Annotated in this window: 14 protein-coding genes; 7 read left to right on the top strand and 7 right to left on the bottom strand. The window is 61.2% G+C overall.

Features of this window, described 5'->3' with window-relative positions:
- Positions 1-11 precede the first annotated feature (11 nt).
- The 6 genes from AC07NR_RS20370 to fabI are packed head-to-tail and all read left to right on the top strand — an operon-like array spanning position 12 to position 8207.
- The gene (locus AC07NR_RS20370) at positions 12-1844 is read left to right on the top strand and encodes an extracellular solute-binding protein (RefSeq protein ID WP_495079287.1); all 1833 of its coding nucleotides are present in this window, start codon (positions 12-14) and stop codon (positions 1842-1844) included.
- Complete coding sequence (locus AC07NR_RS20365; RefSeq protein WP_423205396.1) at positions 1841-3682, top strand: extracellular solute-binding protein; 1842 nt, start codon at positions 1841-1843, stop codon at positions 3680-3682. The genes AC07NR_RS20370 and AC07NR_RS20365 overlap by 4 nt, the downstream gene beginning before the upstream one ends.
- 4 nt (positions 3683-3686) lie before the next feature.
- Positions 3687-4760 (top strand): microcin C ABC transporter permease YejB, encoded by a 1074-nt coding sequence (locus AC07NR_RS20360; protein ID WP_495079286.1) that lies wholly within the window; start codon positions 3687-3689, stop codon positions 4758-4760.
- A gap of 1 nt (position 4761) precedes the next feature.
- Positions 4762-5781, top strand: a complete 1020-nt coding sequence (locus tag AC07NR_RS20355; RefSeq protein WP_495079285.1) for an ABC transporter permease — start codon at positions 4762-4764, stop codon at positions 5779-5781.
- Between the two features lies 1 nt (position 5782).
- Positions 5783-7393 (top strand): ABC transporter ATP-binding protein, encoded by a 1611-nt coding sequence (locus AC07NR_RS20350; protein WP_134827261.1) that lies wholly within the window; start codon positions 5783-5785, stop codon positions 7391-7393.
- A gap of 19 nt (positions 7394-7412) precedes the next feature.
- Positions 7413-8207 carry an enoyl-ACP reductase FabI gene (gene fabI / locus AC07NR_RS20345; protein WP_085708603.1) on the top strand — a complete coding sequence of 265 codons (795 nt, stop codon included), beginning with the start codon at positions 7413-7415 and terminating at the stop codon, positions 8205-8207.
- Positions 8208-8275: 68 nt separating this feature from the next.
- Here the strand turns inward: fabI and AC07NR_RS20340 are convergent, their stop codons facing one another.
- Positions 8276-9526, bottom strand: coding sequence for an NHL repeat-containing protein (locus tag AC07NR_RS20340; RefSeq protein WP_495079284.1), 1251 nt, complete (start codon positions 9524-9526; stop codon positions 8276-8278).
- Positions 9527-9719: 193 nt separating this feature from the next.
- A complete protein-coding gene (locus AC07NR_RS20335) occupies positions 9720-10580 on the bottom strand; it encodes a LysR family transcriptional regulator (protein ID WP_495079283.1) in 861 nt (286 codons plus the stop codon).
- Between the two features lie 113 nt (positions 10581-10693).
- On the opposite strand from AC07NR_RS20335, the gene AC07NR_RS20330 reads away from it, so the two are divergent.
- Positions 10694-11119 carry a VOC family protein gene (locus tag AC07NR_RS20330; RefSeq protein ID WP_495079282.1) on the top strand — a complete coding sequence of 142 codons (426 nt, stop codon included), beginning with the start codon at positions 10694-10696 and terminating at the stop codon, positions 11117-11119.
- A 54-nt stretch (positions 11120-11173) separates the two neighbouring features.
- On the opposite strand, the gene AC07NR_RS20325 is transcribed toward AC07NR_RS20330, so the two are convergent.
- The 5 genes from AC07NR_RS20325 to AC07NR_RS20305 form a co-directional block, all read right to left on the bottom strand.
- Complete coding sequence (locus tag AC07NR_RS20325) at positions 11174-12139, bottom strand: sensor domain-containing diguanylate cyclase (RefSeq protein ID WP_134827263.1); 966 nt, start codon at positions 12137-12139, stop codon at positions 11174-11176.
- Positions 12140-12201: 62 nt separating this feature from the next.
- Complete coding sequence (locus AC07NR_RS20320; RefSeq protein ID WP_495079281.1) at positions 12202-12780, bottom strand: hypothetical protein; 579 nt, start codon at positions 12778-12780, stop codon at positions 12202-12204.
- Position 12781: 1 nt separating this feature from the next.
- Complete coding sequence (locus tag AC07NR_RS20315) at positions 12782-14944, bottom strand: xanthine dehydrogenase family protein molybdopterin-binding subunit (RefSeq protein ID WP_495079280.1); 2163 nt, start codon at positions 14942-14944, stop codon at positions 12782-12784.
- A 17-nt stretch (positions 14945-14961) separates the two neighbouring features.
- Positions 14962-15417, bottom strand: coding sequence for a (2Fe-2S)-binding protein (locus AC07NR_RS20310; protein ID WP_085708608.1), 456 nt, complete (start codon positions 15415-15417; stop codon positions 14962-14964).
- A gap of 81 nt (positions 15418-15498) precedes the next feature.
- The gene (locus AC07NR_RS20305; protein WP_495079279.1) at positions 15499-16446 is read right to left on the bottom strand and encodes an acetoacetate decarboxylase; all 948 of its coding nucleotides are present in this window, start codon (positions 16444-16446) and stop codon (positions 15499-15501) included.
- Positions 16447-16668: the final 222 nt, after the last annotated feature.

The raw sequence follows: 16668 nt of genomic DNA, 5'->3' as shown, positions 1-16668 counted from the left end.
TCGGATCTGACTTGAAGCGTCCCCTTCTCCTGCTCCTGATCAGCCTGGCCTTGAGCTCCCCCGTCAGCGCCACGATCACCGAAAGTCACGGTTATGCGCAGTTCGGCACGCTCAAGTACCCGGCCAGATTTACCCACTTCGACTGGGTCAACCCGCAAGCGCCCAAGGGCGGCACCTTGCGGGTGATGGCGTTTGGCACCTTCGATACGCTCAATCCTTACACCTTCAAGGGCACCAGCCCGGTCACCACCCCGAATTTCCTGCAGTACGGCATCAACGAGCTGAACGAGCCGTTGATGGTCGGCACCGGTCAGTATTCGCCGTCCGGCGACGAGCCGGCCTCCAGCTACGGCCTGATCGCGCAATCGGTGGAATACAGCGAAGACCGCAGCTGGGTGGTGTTCAACCTGCGCCCGGAAGCGCGCTTCCACGATGGCACGCCGATCACCGCCTACGACGTGGCGTTCTCCTATCGGACGCTGCTCAAGGAAGGTCATCCGCTGTACCGCACGGCGCTGCGGGAGGTGTCGCGGGTCGACATCCTCAACCCGCAGCGCATCCGCTTCATCATGAAGCGCTCGGGCAATCCGCTGCTGATCCTGCGCCTGGGCGAGTTGCCGGTGCTGCCCCAGCATTACTGGAAGGGTCGCGATTTCAAGGCCACCACCTTCGAGCCGCCGCTCGGCAGCGGGCCTTATCGCATCACCTCGGTGACGCCGGGGCGGCAGCTGATTTTCGAACGGGTCAAGGATTACTGGGGCAAGGACTTGCCGGTCAATCACGGCAAGTACAACTTCGATCGCATGGAAGTCGAGTTCTACCGCGACAGCGACGTGGCCTTCGAAGCGTTCAAGGCCGGCGAGTTCGACATCTATATCGAGCATCAGGCGAAGAACTGGGCCAACGGCTACAACTTCCCGGCCGTGCGTCGTGGCGACGTGATCAAGGCGCAGATTCCGCACCAGATCCCGACCCAGAGCCAGGGCCTGTTCATGAACACCCGGCGAGCCACCTTCGCGGACGTCAAGACCCGCGAAGCCCTGGGCCTGATGTTCGACTTCGAGTGGACCAACCGCGCGCTGTTCAGCGATGCCTACCAGCGCACCACCAGCTACTACCCGAACAGCGAATTCAGCGCCGGCGGCCTGCCGGTCGGTCACGAATGGCTGATGCTCAAGCCCTACAAGGATCAACTGCCGACCCGGCTGTTCACCGAGCCGTTCACGCTGCCACAGACCGACGGGCGCGGCATTCCCCGGGAAACCATGCGCAAGGCCCTGGCGCTGCTGGCCGAGGCCGGCTGGAAGCTCAATGGCCAGCGCCTGCAGAACGCCGCCGGGCAACCGCTGAGTTTCGAACTGCTGCTGGTCAATCCGAACCTTGAGCGGATCCTCCAGCCGTACATCGAGAACCTCAACAGCATCGGCATCGACGCGCGCCTGCGCACGGTGGATCGCGCCCAATACAAGCAGCGCCTGGATCAGTTCGACTTCGACATGATCCTCATGACCCTCAACCAGACCCTCAGCCCGGGACTGGAACAGTGGCAGTACTTCCACTCCAGCCAGGTCGGGGTCAAGGGCAGCAAGAATTACGCGGGCATCGCCAACCCGGTGGTCGACCATCTGCTTGAGCAATTGCTCGCCGCCCGCACCCGCGATGAACAGGTCGCCGCCGGCAAGGCACTCGATCGCGTGCTGCTCTGGCAGCACTACAGCATTCCCAACTGGTACCTCAATTATCACCGTCTGGCGTACCGCAACCGGTTCGCCTTCGTCACCACGCCGCCCTACACCCTGGGCCTGAGCGCATGGTGGCTGAAATCTTCGGAGAAAGGTCAATGAACGCCGTTCGCACCCTGCTCGTGCAGGCTTGCGGCCTGTTGTTCGCCGGGCTGGCCTGTGCCGCCCCGCAACACGCCGTGACCCTGTACAACGAGCCGCCGAAATACCCCGCCGATTTCAAGCATTTCGATTACGTAGACCCCAACGCCCCCAAGGGCGGGGTTTTCCGCCAGGCCGGTTTCGGCGGCTTCGACAGCCTCAACCCGTTCATCAGCAAAGGCGTGCCGGCGGACGATGTCGGGCAGATTTACGACACCCTGACCCGGCACAGCCTCGACGAACCCTTCACCGAGTACGGCCTGATCGCCGGCAAGATCGAAAAGGCCCCGGACAACAGCTGGGTGCGTTTCTACCTGCGCCCCGAAGCACGCTTCCATGACGGCCACCCGGTGCGCGCCGAAGACGTGGTGTTCAGCTTCGAGACCCTGACCAAGGAAGGCTCGCCGATGTTTCGCGGTTACTACAGCGACGTCGAAGAGGCCGTTGCCGAAGATCCGCTCACGGTGCTGTTCAAGTTCAAACACAACAACAATCGCGAGCTGCCGCTGATCCTCGGCCAGTTGCCGGTACTGCCGAAACACTGGTGGGCCAGTCGCGATTTCAACAAAGGCAATCTGGAAATCCCGCTGGGCAGCGGCCCGTACAGGGTCGCCGAAGTGAAGGCCGGGCGCTCGGTACGTTACGAGCGGGTCAAGGATTACTGGGGCAAGGACCTGCCGGTCAATCGCGGCTTCTACAATTTCGATGTGATGACCACCGACTACTTCCGCGACAACACCGTCGCCCTGGAAGCGCTGAAGGCCGGCCAGTTCGACTACTGGCTGGAAATGACCGCGAAGAACTGGGCCAACGCCTACAACATTCCGGCCGTCACCGAAGGCCGGCTGGTCAAGGAACTGATCCCCAACGGCAACCCGACCGGGATGCAGGGCTTCGTCTTCAACCTGCGCCGTCCGGTGTTCCAGGACGTTCGTGTGCGTCAGGCGCTGGGCCTGCTGCTCGACTTCGAATGGACCAACAAGCAACTGTTCAACAGCGCCTATGTGCGCACCCGCAGTTATTTCGAGAACTCGGAAATGGCCGCCACCGGCCTGCCGGACGCCGATCAACTGGCGATTCTCGACCCGTTCCGCCGCCAGCTCCCGGCGCAGGTGTTCAGCGAAGCCTTCGAAAACCCCAAGACCGATGCCAGCGGCATGATCCGCCTGCAGCAACGCGAAGCCTATCAACTGCTGCAAGAGGCCGGCTGGAAGATCGTCGACGACAAGATGGTCGACACCACCGGCAAACCGGTGGTCATCGAGTTCCTGCTGGCCCAGACCGAATTCGAACGGGTGCTGCTGCCGTTCAAGCGCAACCTCGCCGACCTGGGCATCGATCTGGTGATCCGCCGCGTCGACGTCTCGCAATACGTCAACCGCGTGCGATCGCGGGACTTCGACATGATCGTCGGCAGCTTCCCGCAATCCAACTCACCGGGTAACGAACAACGTGAGTTCTGGATGAGCGCCGCCGCCGACAAGCCGAGCAGCCGCAACTCCATGGGCCTGAAAGACCCGATCGTCGATCATCTGGTCGAAAGCCTGATCAACGCTGACTCGCGCAAAAGCCTGGTGGCCCACGCCCGGGCGCTGGACCGCGTGCTGCAATGGGGTTACTACGTGATCCCCAACTGGCACATCAAGAGCTGGCGCGTAGCTTACTGGAACCACATCGGTCACCCGAAAGTCTCCCCCAAGTACGACATCGGCATTAATACCTGGTGGGTCAAGCCCGACACGAAACCTGCGGTAGAAGTGCAAACCCAACTGCAAGCCGACCCTGTGGGCACGGAGTAATCAGATGCTGGCGTACATTTTTCGGCGACTGTTGCTGATCATCCCGACCCTGTTCGGCATTCTGCTGATCAACTTCGTGATCATCCAGGCCGCGCCCGGCGGGCCGGTGGAGCAGATGATCGCCAAGCTTGAGGGCTTCGAAGGCGCCACCAGCCGCATCGCCGGCGGCGGTGCCGAGGTGTCGGTGGCCGGCTCCGCCTATCGCGGCGCGCAAGGTCTGGACCCGGCGCTGATCAAGGAAATCGAGCACATGTACGGTTTCGACAAGTCGGCGCCGGAACGACTGTGGATCATGGTCAAGAACTACGCCCGGCTGGATTTCGGCGACAGCTTTTTCCGCGACGCCAAGGTCATCGACCTGATCAAGGAAAAGATGCCGGTATCGATCTCGCTGGGGCTGTGGAGCACGCTGATCATGTACCTTGTGTCGATCCCGCTGGGGATCGCCAAGGCCACGCGGCACGGCAGCCACTTCGACGTCTGGACCAGTTCGGCGATCATCGTCGGTTATGCGATCCCGGCGTTCCTCTTCGCCATCCTGCTGATCGTAGTGTTTGCCGGCGGCAGTTATCTGGACTGGTTTCCTTTACGCGGGCTGACTTCGAACAACTTTGACGAGTTGAGCCTGGGCGGCAAGGTCCTCGACTATTTCTGGCACCTGGCGCTGCCGGTGACCGCACTGGTGATCGGCAACTTCGCGACCATGACCCTGCTGACCAAGAACAGCTTCCTCGACGAGATCAACAAACAATACGTGGTCACCGCCAAAGCCAAGGGCCTGCCCCGCCATCGCGTGCTCTACGGCCATGTATTCCGCAACGCGATGCTGCTGGTGATCGCCGGATTCCCGTCGGCGTTCATCGGCATCTTCTTCACAGGTTCCCTGCTGGTGGAAGTGATTTTCTCCCTCGACGGCCTCGGCCTGATGAGTTTCGAAGCGGCGATCAACCGCGATTACCCGGTGGTGTTCGGCACCCTGTTCATCTTCACCCTGCTGGGGCTGGTGGTGAAACTGATCGGCGACCTCACCTACACCCTGGTCGATCCGCGCATCGACTTCGCCAGCCGGGAGCATTGAGATGAACCTGTCCCCTCTCAACCGCCGGCGCTTCGAACTTTTCAAGGCCAACAAGCGTGGCTGGTGGTCGCTGTGGCTGTTTCTGATCCTGTTCGGCCTGAGCCTCGGCGCCGAACTGATCGCCAACGACAAGCCGCTGGTGGTGCACTACGACAACAACTGGTACTTCCCGGCGATCAAGCGTTACCCGGAAACCACCTTCGGCGGCGAATTCCCGCTGGAAGCCAACTACAAGAGCCCGTACATCCAGGAACTGCTCAAGGCCAAGGACGCGTGGGTGCTGTGGGCGCCGATTCCGTTCAGTTACCAGAGCATCAACTACGACCTGAAAGTCCCGGCCCCCGCCCCACCGTCGACGGTCAACCTGCTGGGCACTGACGATCAGGGCCGCGATGTGCTGGCGCGGGTGATCTACGGCTTCCGTATCTCCGTGCTATTCGCCCTGACCCTGACCGTGCTCAGTTCGAGCATCGGCGTGATCGCCGGCGCGTTGCAGGGCTTCTATGGCGGCTGGGTCGACCTGGCCGGCCAGCGTTTTCTGGAGATCTGGTCGGGCTTGCCGGTGCTGTACCTGCTGATCATCCTCGCCAGTTTCGTCCAGCCGAATTTCTGGTGGCTGCTGGGGATCATGCTGCTGTTCTCGTGGATGAGCCTGGTGGACGTGGTGCGCGCCGAGTTCCTGCGCGGGCGCAACCTCGAATACGTGCGTGCGGCCCGGGCGCTGGGGATGCAGAACGGCGCGATCATGTTCCGCCACATTCTGCCCAACGCAATGGTCTCGACCATGACCTTCATGCCGTTCATCCTGACCGGCGCCATCGGTACCCTCACCGCGCTGGATTTCCTCGGTTTCGGCTTGCCGGCCGGCAGTCCGTCGCTGGGTGAACTGGTGGCCCAGGGCAAATCCAATCTGCAGGCGCCGTGGCTGGGCATGAGCGCGTTTGCGGTGCTGGCGCTGATGCTGAGTTTGCTGGTGTTTATCGGCGAGTCCGCTCGCGATGCCTTCGACCCGAGGAAGTGAAATGAATCAGGACAATCTGATCGAAATCCGCGACCTCGCCGTCGAGTTCGGCACGGGCGATCGCGCGCACCGGGTGGTCGAGGGCGTCAGCTTCGACATCAAGCGTGGCGAAACCCTGGCGTTGGTGGGCGAATCCGGCTCGGGCAAGTCGGTGACGGCGCACTCGATCCTGCGCCTGCTGCCCTACCCGCTGGCCCGGCATCCGGCCGGCAGCATCACCTATTCCGGGCAAAACCTGCTGGAACTGAGCGAAAAGACCATTCGTCACATCCGTGGCAATCGAATCGCGATGATCTTTCAGGAACCGATGACCTCGCTCAACCCGCTGCACTCCATCGAAAAGCAGATCAACGAGATCCTCGGCATCCACAAAGGCCTGACCGGCAAGGTCGCGACCAAGCGCACGCTGGAATTGCTGGAGATGGTCGGCATCCCCGAGCCGCACAAGCGCCTCAAGGCCCTGCCCCACGAATTGTCCGGCGGCCAGCGCCAGCGGGTGATGATCGCCATGGCCCTGGCCAACGAGCCGGAACTGCTGATCGCCGACGAGCCGACCACCGCGCTGGACGTGACCGTTCAGCTGAAAATCCTCGACCTGCTCAAGGAATTGCAGGCTCGATTGGGCATGGCGCTGCTACTGATCAGTCACGATTTGAACCTGGTGCGAAGAATTGCGCATCGCGTATGTGTCATGCAGCGCGGTTGCATCGTCGAACAGGCATCGTGCGCAGAGCTGTTCCGTTCTCCGCAGCATCCGTACACTCGGGAACTGCTGGCGGCGGAGCCCAGCGGAGGCCCGGCGAGCAATAAAATCGGCGCGCCGTTGTTGCAGGTCGAGGACTTGAAAGTCTGGTTCCCGATCAAGAAGGGCCTGCTCAAGCGCACGGTAGATCACGTCAAGGCAGTGGACGGCATCAATTTCAGCCTGCCTCAGGGTCAGACCTTGGGGATCGTGGGGGAAAGCGGTTCCGGCAAATCCACCCTGGGCCTGGCGATTTTGCGGCTGATCGGCAGCAAAGGCGCGATCCGTTTTGAGGGCAAGCAGCTAGACTGCCTGACGCAGAACGAGGTTCGCCCGTTGCGTCGGGAGATGCAGGTGGTGTTCCAGGACCCGTTTGGCAGCCTGAGCCCGCGGATGTGCGTGAGCGACATCGTTGGCGAAGGCCTGCGGATCCACAAGATGGGCACCGCCGCCGAGCAGGAAGCGGCAATTATTGCGGCATTGAAGGAGGTAGGTCTGGATCCGGAAACCCGGCACCGCTACCCCCACGAATTTTCCGGTGGGCAGCGGCAGCGTATCGCCATTGCCCGGGCTTTGGTGCTCAAACCGGCGCTGATCCTTCTGGACGAGCCGACTTCGGCCCTCGACCGGACGGTGCAGCGGCAAGTGGTGGAGCTGTTGCGTTCACTGCAAGCCAAGTACAACCTGACGTATTTGTTCATCAGCCATGATCTGGCTGTTGTGAAAGCGCTGAGCCACCAGTTGATGGTGGTCAAGCATGGCCAAGTGGTCGAACAGGGAGACGCGCAAAGTATTTTTGCCGCCCCCCAACATCCGTATACACAGCAGTTGCTGGAAGCCGCTTTTCTGGCACCAGCCACTGCGCAATAACCTGAAAGAGGAGCAACACATGGGTTTTCTCGCCGGTAAGCGCGTACTGATCGTCGGTGTCGCCAGCAAGCTGTCCATCGCATCCGGCATCGCTGCCGCCATGCATCGCGAGGGCGCTGAGCTTGCCTTCACTTATCAGAACGAAAAACTGAAAGGTCGCGTTGAAGAGTTCGCACAGGGCTGGGGCTCGAGCCCTGAGCTGTGCTTCCCGTGCGACGTGGCCAGCGATGCGGAAATCGCCAAGGTCTTCGAAGAACTGAGCAAGAAGTGGGACGGCCTGGACTGCATCGTGCACTCCGTAGGCTTCGCACCGGGCGACCAGCTGGACGGTGACTTCACCGAAGTCACCACCCGTGAAGGCTACCGCATCTCCCACGACATCAGCGCCTACAGCTTCGTGGCCCTGGCCAAGGCCGGTCGCGAAATGATGAAGGGCCGCAACGGCAGCCTGCTGACCCTGTCCTACCTGGGCGCCGAGCGCACCATGCCGAACTACAACGTCATGGGCATGGCCAAGGCTTCGCTGGAAGCCGGCGTACGCTACCTGGCCGGCTCCCTGGGCCCGGAAGGCACTCGCGTCAACTGCGTATCGGCCGGCCCGATCCGCACCCTGGCCGCTTCCGGCATCAAGAGCTTCCGCAAGATGCTGGCCGCCAACGAAGCGCAAACCCCGCTGCGTCGCAACGTCACCATCGAAGAAGTCGGCAACGTCGGCGCGTTCCTGTGCTCGGACCTGGCGTCCGGCATCAGCGGTGAAATCACCTACGTGGACGGCGGCTTCAACACCACCGCCATGGGCAACATCGAAGAGTAATCTTCACGCTGCCGATAAAAAGCCCGCCTGTTCAGGCGGGCTTTTTCATGCCTGCGTTTAACGATCTCTCAGCCAAGCACACCTATCACCTTGGGATGGGATTCCTGAAGGTTTGGCTCGACATCGGCAGCAAACAGGATTCGATTGCTGTTCGCCTGAAACAGGCCATCACTCATGTAGCCACCGCCGTACCAGACTTTTCCTTCTTCGCCGAAAGCCGGGTCCAGCTCACCTGCCTGGTTGATGCGTAGCCAGCCGAGCGGCTGCGGCCGGCCCGGAGAGACGAACGTGTGGTAACCAATGACAACTTTCCGATCTGGCGACACGACAATAGCCGCTGGAAATACCTCACGCACACCAAGATCAATGAACAACACCTTTCCATCGTTGAATGAGGGATCATCCACGCCGTTCGGCAATACGCAATGTGCCGCAAGCCGGGAAACATCATCAACAGTGGCCGACGTTGCGAAGAATATCCGGTCTTCAGCAATCGACATTTTCCCCAGTGATTCAATATTTGGCCACTCCCGAAAACCATGATCGCCAAACGTTTCGTCGAGTACTCCCTGAGCGGAATAGCACGCCAGCGCCGCCCGCTGGTTGGTTAAGCCATCCGAAGGGCGATCCAGCGTACCAAACACAATGATTCGCTGATCCGGGAGCACGGAAACGCTGTGGATCACCGACTTCTCACCCTTGAATCGAACTTCGACACAACCCAGCGTCCCGAACGTTGGATCAAGCTTTCCATCCTTGTCAAAACGCTGGAGAAGCCCTGCACGGGTATCTGAACAATCAGGTGCAGAAACGACGTATCCGAAGGCCACCAACAGTTGGTTATCGGGTGTCAAACAGGCGTCAGGTTCCTGGATACTCAGCTGATGATCCGGAGGAATGGGGACATCCGGATACGGAATAATGACTGTCCCGTGGATCAGATCAGGCGTGCCGTTTTCATTGAAGCGCGTGAAAGCGATATGTTGCTTGAATGGTTCATTACCGGTCAGACCGAGAAGCAGAAGTTTGCCATCTGCCTTGGCCAGAATTTTCTTGGGTCGGGTATTTTCTGACAAGTTGAACCGCCATCTGACTTCCCCCTCCGGCATGCCGAACTCCGGATCGACATCGCCATCTTGCATTGCCCGACGCAAGACACACCACCCTTGCTCAAACACCCCATAGACAATTTTCAAATTGTCAGTCTCGGCAATACACCGCGTGCTTGCACGCTCGCGCGAAGGAATATTGATCAATCCTTCTTCCGCAAAACCCTTGTCCAGATATCCCGCTGTGTTTTTTGGGGTAACCGCACTCATGCTCTCGCCCTCGACAAATATGAATTTCTCCATCCTGGGCAAGAACCGTTATCAAACCCGACAACGGAGGAGCGTCAATTGACGAAATACAATTGCATCAAAACAGGCGTGGCCGCTACTGACAGAAATGACAGTTGCGTTATTGCAAAATCAGAGCGCTGATGCCGATTGGCCGACTCTCTCTCCCACAATGTCATTCGCACTCAAGACAATTGGCGAACAACTTATGGATTGGCAAGGTGCGCTGGCTATAACGCTGCAAAACCACCATCTCACGATAAAACGCCACCTCTCCCAGTTCGATCACCCTCACCTTCAGCGGATGCTCCAGCCACAATCCGGCTCTGGGCAGCAACGAAACCCCGAGCCCGCACTCGACCATCTTCACGATCGCTTCCAGTTCATCCAGCTCCAGCGCTACGTGGACGTCTAGCCGCTGCTCACGCAGAAACCGCGTCACCAGCCGTCCACCAAACGAATTGCGGTCATAGCGCACGTGAGAGTGTTCGGCCAGCAGTTGCAGCGGATCGTCGCCTTCGACGTCGGGCGGGACGATCAGCACGAACGGCTCGCGGCGAATCACCTGTGCCGACAGCTCCTTGGGCAATTCGAACGGTGGCTTGATCATGATCGCCAGATCGACCTCCCCGGCATCCACCTGGCTCAGCAGATTCAGCGACACACCCGGAACCAATTTTGGCTCTACGCCCGGTGCCTGTTGGCGCAAGCGAAGCAAGGCCTGAGGCAACAATCCCGTCTGTGCGGTGGCCACGGCACCGATTCTCAGCTCGCCGCGAAACGCGCTGGCATCTTCACTGATCGCCATGCGATTGAAAGTCGCGAGCATTTCCTGCGCCATCGGCACCGCGCGCTGCCCGGCCGGATTGAGGATCGCCTGCCGCCCGGTGCGATCGAACAGTCTTACACCCAGCGCCTGTTCCAGATTGCGGATCTGCGCGCTGACCGCCGATTGCGTCAGGCCGACATGCAGGCCCGCCGCGGCAAAGGTGCCGTGCTGCGCCACCGCCAGAAAGGTCTTGAGTTCACGCAGCATGGGCGCCTCGATTGATCGAAATAATTTGAGCTCGGCGCAAAAACTATCGTCTTTCAATCGAAATGCACAGCGCTAGACTCAAATCTTCCCAACCGTTGGTAGAGACCGCGTCTATGTCACTCAGCCCTTTCCATCTGGCCATTCCCGTATACGACCTCGCCGCCGCCCGGCATTTTTACCGTGAAGTGTTTGGTCTCGAAGAAGGTCGTTCCAGCGATCACTGGGTCGACTTCAATTTCTTTGGCCATCAACTGGTGATTCACCTGGCGCCGAAAAACGCCTCGCAAGAAGCCGCCCACACCAACGCCGTGGACGGGCATGACGTGCCGGTGCCGCATTTTGGTGTGGTACTGGGAATGGAGGAATGGCACGCCCTGGCCGAGCGCCTGAAATCCATGGGCACGCAATTTGTGATCGAGCCGGGGATTCGTTTTCAGGGTCAGGTGGGCGAACAGGCGACGATGTTTCTGTTCGACCCGTGCGGCAATGCACTGGAGTTCAAGGCGTTCAAGGATATCGGGCAGTTGTTTGCCAAGTGACTTTGCGGCGTTCATCCGGGCGCCATCGCTGGCAAGCCAGCGATGAGGTCGGCACTAACAACGCTTCAGCGCCTGCTTGTGCGCATACATCGCCCCATCCGCATCCGCCAGCAGCTTGTCCACGGTCTCATGCCGTCGCGGGTCGTATTCGATCTGGCCGACACTGAAGCGAATCGCATAACCCCGATGCAACGTCGCATTGCGCTCCTCAAGGATCTCCTTGAGCCGCGCCATGATCGCCGTGGTTTCGATGTGGCTGGAACCGGTCAGCAGCGCCACGAACTCATCGCCACCCAAACGCCCCACCACGTCGCTCTCGCGAAAGGCAATGCGCAACACATCGGCGAAGGTCTTGAGCGCACTGTCGCCCTCGGCGTGCCCATAAAGATCGTTGATCTGCTTGAAATCGTTGAGGTCGAAAAACAGCAGCGTCGCCGGTTTGTCCATCCTTGCGCAGGCGTCCAGCGCATGCTGGGCCAGCATCTTGAAGCCCCGGCGGTTGGACAGCAGCGTCAGCTCGTCCATGCTCGCCATCTGCACGGCCATCAGCTCCTGCTCGGCCATGCCGGCGAGATCGCGCAGCAACTCGCGTTCTTCGTCGTCGAGTTCGCGAGGTTTGGTGTCGATCAGGCACAAGGTGCCCATCTTGTTGCCGTTGGGCACGGTCAGCGGGTAACCGGCGTAGAAGCGGATGTTCGGATCGCCGGTCACCAACGGATTGTCGTGAAAACGCTCGTCCTCGCGGGCATCGGGCACCAGCAGCAGCTCGTCCTTGAGGATCGCGTGGCCGCAGAACGAAACAGAACGTGGCGTTTCGGTAGTGTCCAGCCCCACGCAGGACTTGAACCATTGCCGCTCCTTGTCCACCAGCGTGACCAGGGCAATCGGTACATTGAACAGGCGCCTGGCCAGACGGGTCAGGCGATCGAAGCGTTCTTCGGGGGCGGAATCGAGGAGGTTCAATCCATACAGCGCCTGAACCCGAGCCGCCTCATTGGCGGGTTTGCCTGGAACCAGCATCAGTACACTCCATTGTCATCAGTGGTCTTTAGCGTAGACCGATTCGGCGATGACTCAAATGCTCATCCGCCGGCCACCGGGCATGGCCCTCCGGCATCCGCCCACAGCTTGAACTGACTGACGAAGATGTCGTGGGGCACCGGCACCGGTTGCCGCCCCGCTCCGGGATTCCAGCCCCAGAGCACCAGTTTGTCCTCGCTGACGTGTTTGATCAGCGCGGCGAAGTCCCGGTCGCCGTTGCTGCTGCGATCCTTGATCATCGCGCAAAGACGATCCGGCGGCAGGCCGATCCAGGCCATCTTGTGCGAGGCCGGCGGCAGGCTCCAGTGCGGTGCGCCGGGTGGCGAGTGGGGGCCGTAACTGGCCGGCGGATTGCTTTCGGCGTGGCAGGTGGCGCAAGGCAAACCGGCGGCGCCCTTGCCGTCCATGCCGCGCACCACGTTCATCGCGTGGGGCGTGCCGGCGTCGAACTGCAACGGCGAATCGCCGGGGATGTGGCAGTTCTGGCAACGCGGGCTCTGGAACACTTTCTGCACCGTGCCAAAAGCCTTAAGGGCTTCCTGATCGTCAGCGAACAGATCCGACGCGTAACCGCCAAGACCGAGCAGAATCACCGTGCCCAACAACAGATGTCGTTTCATCTCACACCCCCGACAGTTGCAGCGGCAGTTCCCGCAGGCGCTGCCCGGTCAGGGCGAACACCGCGTTGGCCACGGCCGGAGCGGTCGGCGGCACACCGGCCTCGCCGATGCCGCCGGGCTTGTCCGTGCTCGGCACGATATGCACCTCGACCACCGGCATCTCGTTCAGGCGCAGCACCTGATAGTCGTGATAGTTGGACTGCACGACCTGCCCGTCCTTGAGCGTCAGCTTGCTGTGCAGCGCCATGCCCAGGCCGAAGGTGATGCACGACTCCATCTGCGCCGCGATGCTCTGCGGGTTGACCGCAATTCCGCAATCCACCGCACAGACCACCCGGTGCACGCGGATCTTCAGGTTGTCCTGAGACACCTCGGCGACTTGCGCCACGTAGCTGCCGAACGACTCGTGCACCGCCACGCCCAGCGCATGGCCGTCCGGCAGCGGCGCTTTCCAGTTGGCTTTTTCCACCGCCAGATTCAGCACGCCAAGGTGCCGGGCGTGATCCTTGAGCAAGGTTCGCCGGTACTCCACCGGGTCCTTGCCTGCTGCCGTGGCCATTTCATCGATCAACGACTCCATGACAAACGCGGTGTGGCTGTGGCCCACCGAGCGCAGCCACAGCACGTTGATCCCGGTGGCCGGCGAATGCAGATCGACCTGATGGTCCGCCAGCCCCTGGATGTACGGACTGTCGGCCACGCCCTCGACCGAGGTCTGATCGACGCCGTTCTTGACCATGGTTTTTTCCAGCATGGTGCCGGCCATGATCGACTGCCCGACCAGCACGTGCTGCCACGCCTGCGGCATGCCGTCGGTGCCGAGGCCGATCCGCGCCTGATGCAGGAACATCGAGCGGTAGTAGCCGCCGCGAATGTCATCCTCCCGCGACCACACGGTTTTCACCGGCATCGCGGCGGCCTTCGCCACCTGCACCGCTTCGGCGACAAAGTCCGAGGTCGGGTTGGCCCGGCGACCGAAGCCGCCGCCGAGGAATTCCGTGTGGATTTCCACCTGCTCCGGTTTCAGCCCGGTGATCTTGCCGGCGATCATTTGGTCCAGCGTCTGAAATTGAGTGCCGGTCCAGATCTCGCATTTCTCGGCGGTGATTTTCACCGTGCAATTGAGCGGCTCCATCGGCGCATGAGCCAGGTACGGCACGCTGTACTCGACATCGATTTTCTTCGCCGCTTTGCCAAAGCTGCCCTTGGCATCCCCGGCCTGACTGGCGGAAATGCCCGGTGTAGCGGCGAGTTTGCGGAAACTCTCCAGCAGCTTTTCGCTGCTCAGATCCGCGTGTGGCCCCAGATCCCAATCGACTTTCAATGCATCACGACCGAGCTTCGCCGCCCAGTAATGATCGGCAATCACCGCTACGCCTGTGGGCACCTGCACCACTTTGCGTACGCCGGGAATGGCCAGTGCCTGCGCACCTTCGAAGGATTTCACGTTGGCACCAAACACCGGCGCCCGGGCAACCATGGCGGTCATCAACCCGTCGAATTGCACGTCCATGCCGAACTTGGCGCGGCCGGTGATTTTCTCCGGGGTATCGAGGCGCTTGGTGGGTTTGCCGATGACTTTCCAGTCCTTGGCTTCCTTGAAAGTGATCGACTTCGGATCCGGCACCGGCAGTTGCCCGGCAGCGTCCGCCAGTTCGCCGTAAGTGGCGCGGTTGTCACCGGCAATCACCACGCCGGATTCGGTGCGGATCGTCGAGGGCGCCACGTTGAAACGCTTGGCTGCCGCCTCGATCAACATTTGCCGCGCGGTGGCACCCGCGAGCCGATAACGGTCGAACTCCATCCAGGTCGAGGTCGAACCGCCGGTGATCTGCATCCCGCCAAACGCCGGCATGCCGTAATCGGCAGCCGAGGCCGGCGAGTGCTCGACGCGGATTTTCGACCAGTCGGCGTCCAGCTCTTCGGCGATCAACATGGTCAGGCCGGTCCAGATGCCCTGGCCCATCTCCGAATGGCCGAGCAGCACGGTGACGCTGTTGTCTGGCGCAATCCGCAGGAACGCGTTCGGCGCAAAGGCCTTGCCTTCATTTTCCGCCGCCGTGGCAAACCGGTTGCCGCCGGGCACCACGAACGCCACGACGAGACCACCGCCAAGCACGGCGCTGCCCTTGAGAAATCCGCGACGGGATACAGGACTGTTCATCACTCACCTCCCCTCGCTCAGCCAATGTCGGCGGCACGTTTGACCGCGGCGCGGATTCTTGGATACGTGCCGCAGCGGCAGATGTTGCCGGAGAGCGCCTGATCGATGTCGCTGTCGGTGGGTTTGGGGATTTTCGCCAGCAACGCGGCGGCGGACATGATCTGCCCGGACTGGCAGTAACCGCATTGCACCACGTCCAGCTCGGCCCAGGCCTGTTGCACCGGGTGCGAACCGTCGGTCGAGAGACCCTCGATGGTGAGGATTTTCTGGCCGTGGGCGACGGCGGTGGCCGGCGTGATGCAGGATCGCAGCGGCGCGCCATCGACATGCACGGTGCAAGCCCCGCACTGGGCCATGCCACAACCGAACTTGGTGCCGGTCAGGTGCGCGACATCGCGCAGAACCCAGAGCAACGGCATGTCCGCGGGGACATCGAGCTCCTGATCCTTGCCATTGATGTTCAAGGTCAGCATCGGGGATTTCCTCAGACTCACGGTGTTCTGAAGGGGCGTTGCGACAGCTTTCGATACCGTGCACGCCTCGGCTTATCCCTTTCAGCTAAGCGCATTTTGCTCCGACGACCAGCCGCCGCGACCACCGGTCATGGCTGTGCCGTCAGCGGCACCGGCAGGTTGAGCACGATCTGGGCGTCCTTGATCACGTCCAGACGCAGGATCCGCGATGCCCCCGAGGCCATCGAGCAACTGGCTCAGCGGGCCGCCGTTGCGATCCAGTTGCACATCGCGGGGAAACAGGCGTTGGGCAAAGGATAGTGTGTTGCTCTGCACCACGCTCTGGTGCCACAGGCCATCGACCTGATGAATCATGGTGGCGGTGCTCATGCGTGATTGCGGCGTGACGTTTTTCAGGGTCGGCAGCGGCGCTTTCAGGACCAGGTCCGGCAGGCCCTTGGGTCCGTCGATGCGAGCGCTGACGCTGGTGCCGATGTTCACGTTGATGTCGGCGCGCCACTTGGGCAATTGATAGCCGTGCACGCCGCGCACCCGGGCGATTTCGGTGTTCACCGGCAGCGCCAGCACATGGGCGGTGAAACTGCGCCGGCGCATGGCGTCCACCAGTTCCAGCGCATGGGAACCACGGGCGCCGGGACGACGCACGACAATCGCCACGGAGACTTCGTCGTACGGGTCGTTGTCGCAAACCGAGTAGGAGAAAAACGTCAGCGCCACCAGCCCATAACCGGGAAACGCCCGCAGCGGCTCAAGCGGCGCCGGCAACGTGGCGCGCAAGCGGTCCAGCGGTGCGAGGAACAGCAACTGCACGCTGCCGGACCGGTAATAGAAGTTCGGCGCCCAGGTCGGCCCGACTCGGGATGCCACCTGCTGCTTGGGAATGCGCCGGAAGAAGTCGATGTTGCCGGCGGCCTTGTCCCGGGCCACTTCGTCGAGGTTGGGGTTCATGCGGAAACGGTCGTAGTAGCCGCCCTCCAGCACCTCGACCTTGTGCGATCCGAATTCGACTTCTGTAAAGCGCTTGCTCATGTTCGCTGACCTTTCTCGATGAGTGGCCCGGCAGGTGGCCGGTCAGCGCCACTCTAAGATTCAACCAAACTTTAAGGTCAAGCGCACAACGGCTATGGCTCACCATTCACGCCAGCGATGACCGTTCGGAACTTGCTTGACCTTGAAGTGCACTTCAATCCTAGAGTTCATAGCGCTTGTCTTCACCCCTTCACGTTTCCGTTCCGCATTTTTCAGGAGTAG

Source organism: Pseudomonas sp. GW821-FHT09C09, from assembly GCF_059418105.1.
Note: the sequence above shows the minus strand (reverse complement) of the source record. Positions and strands in the feature narration are given on the sequence as shown.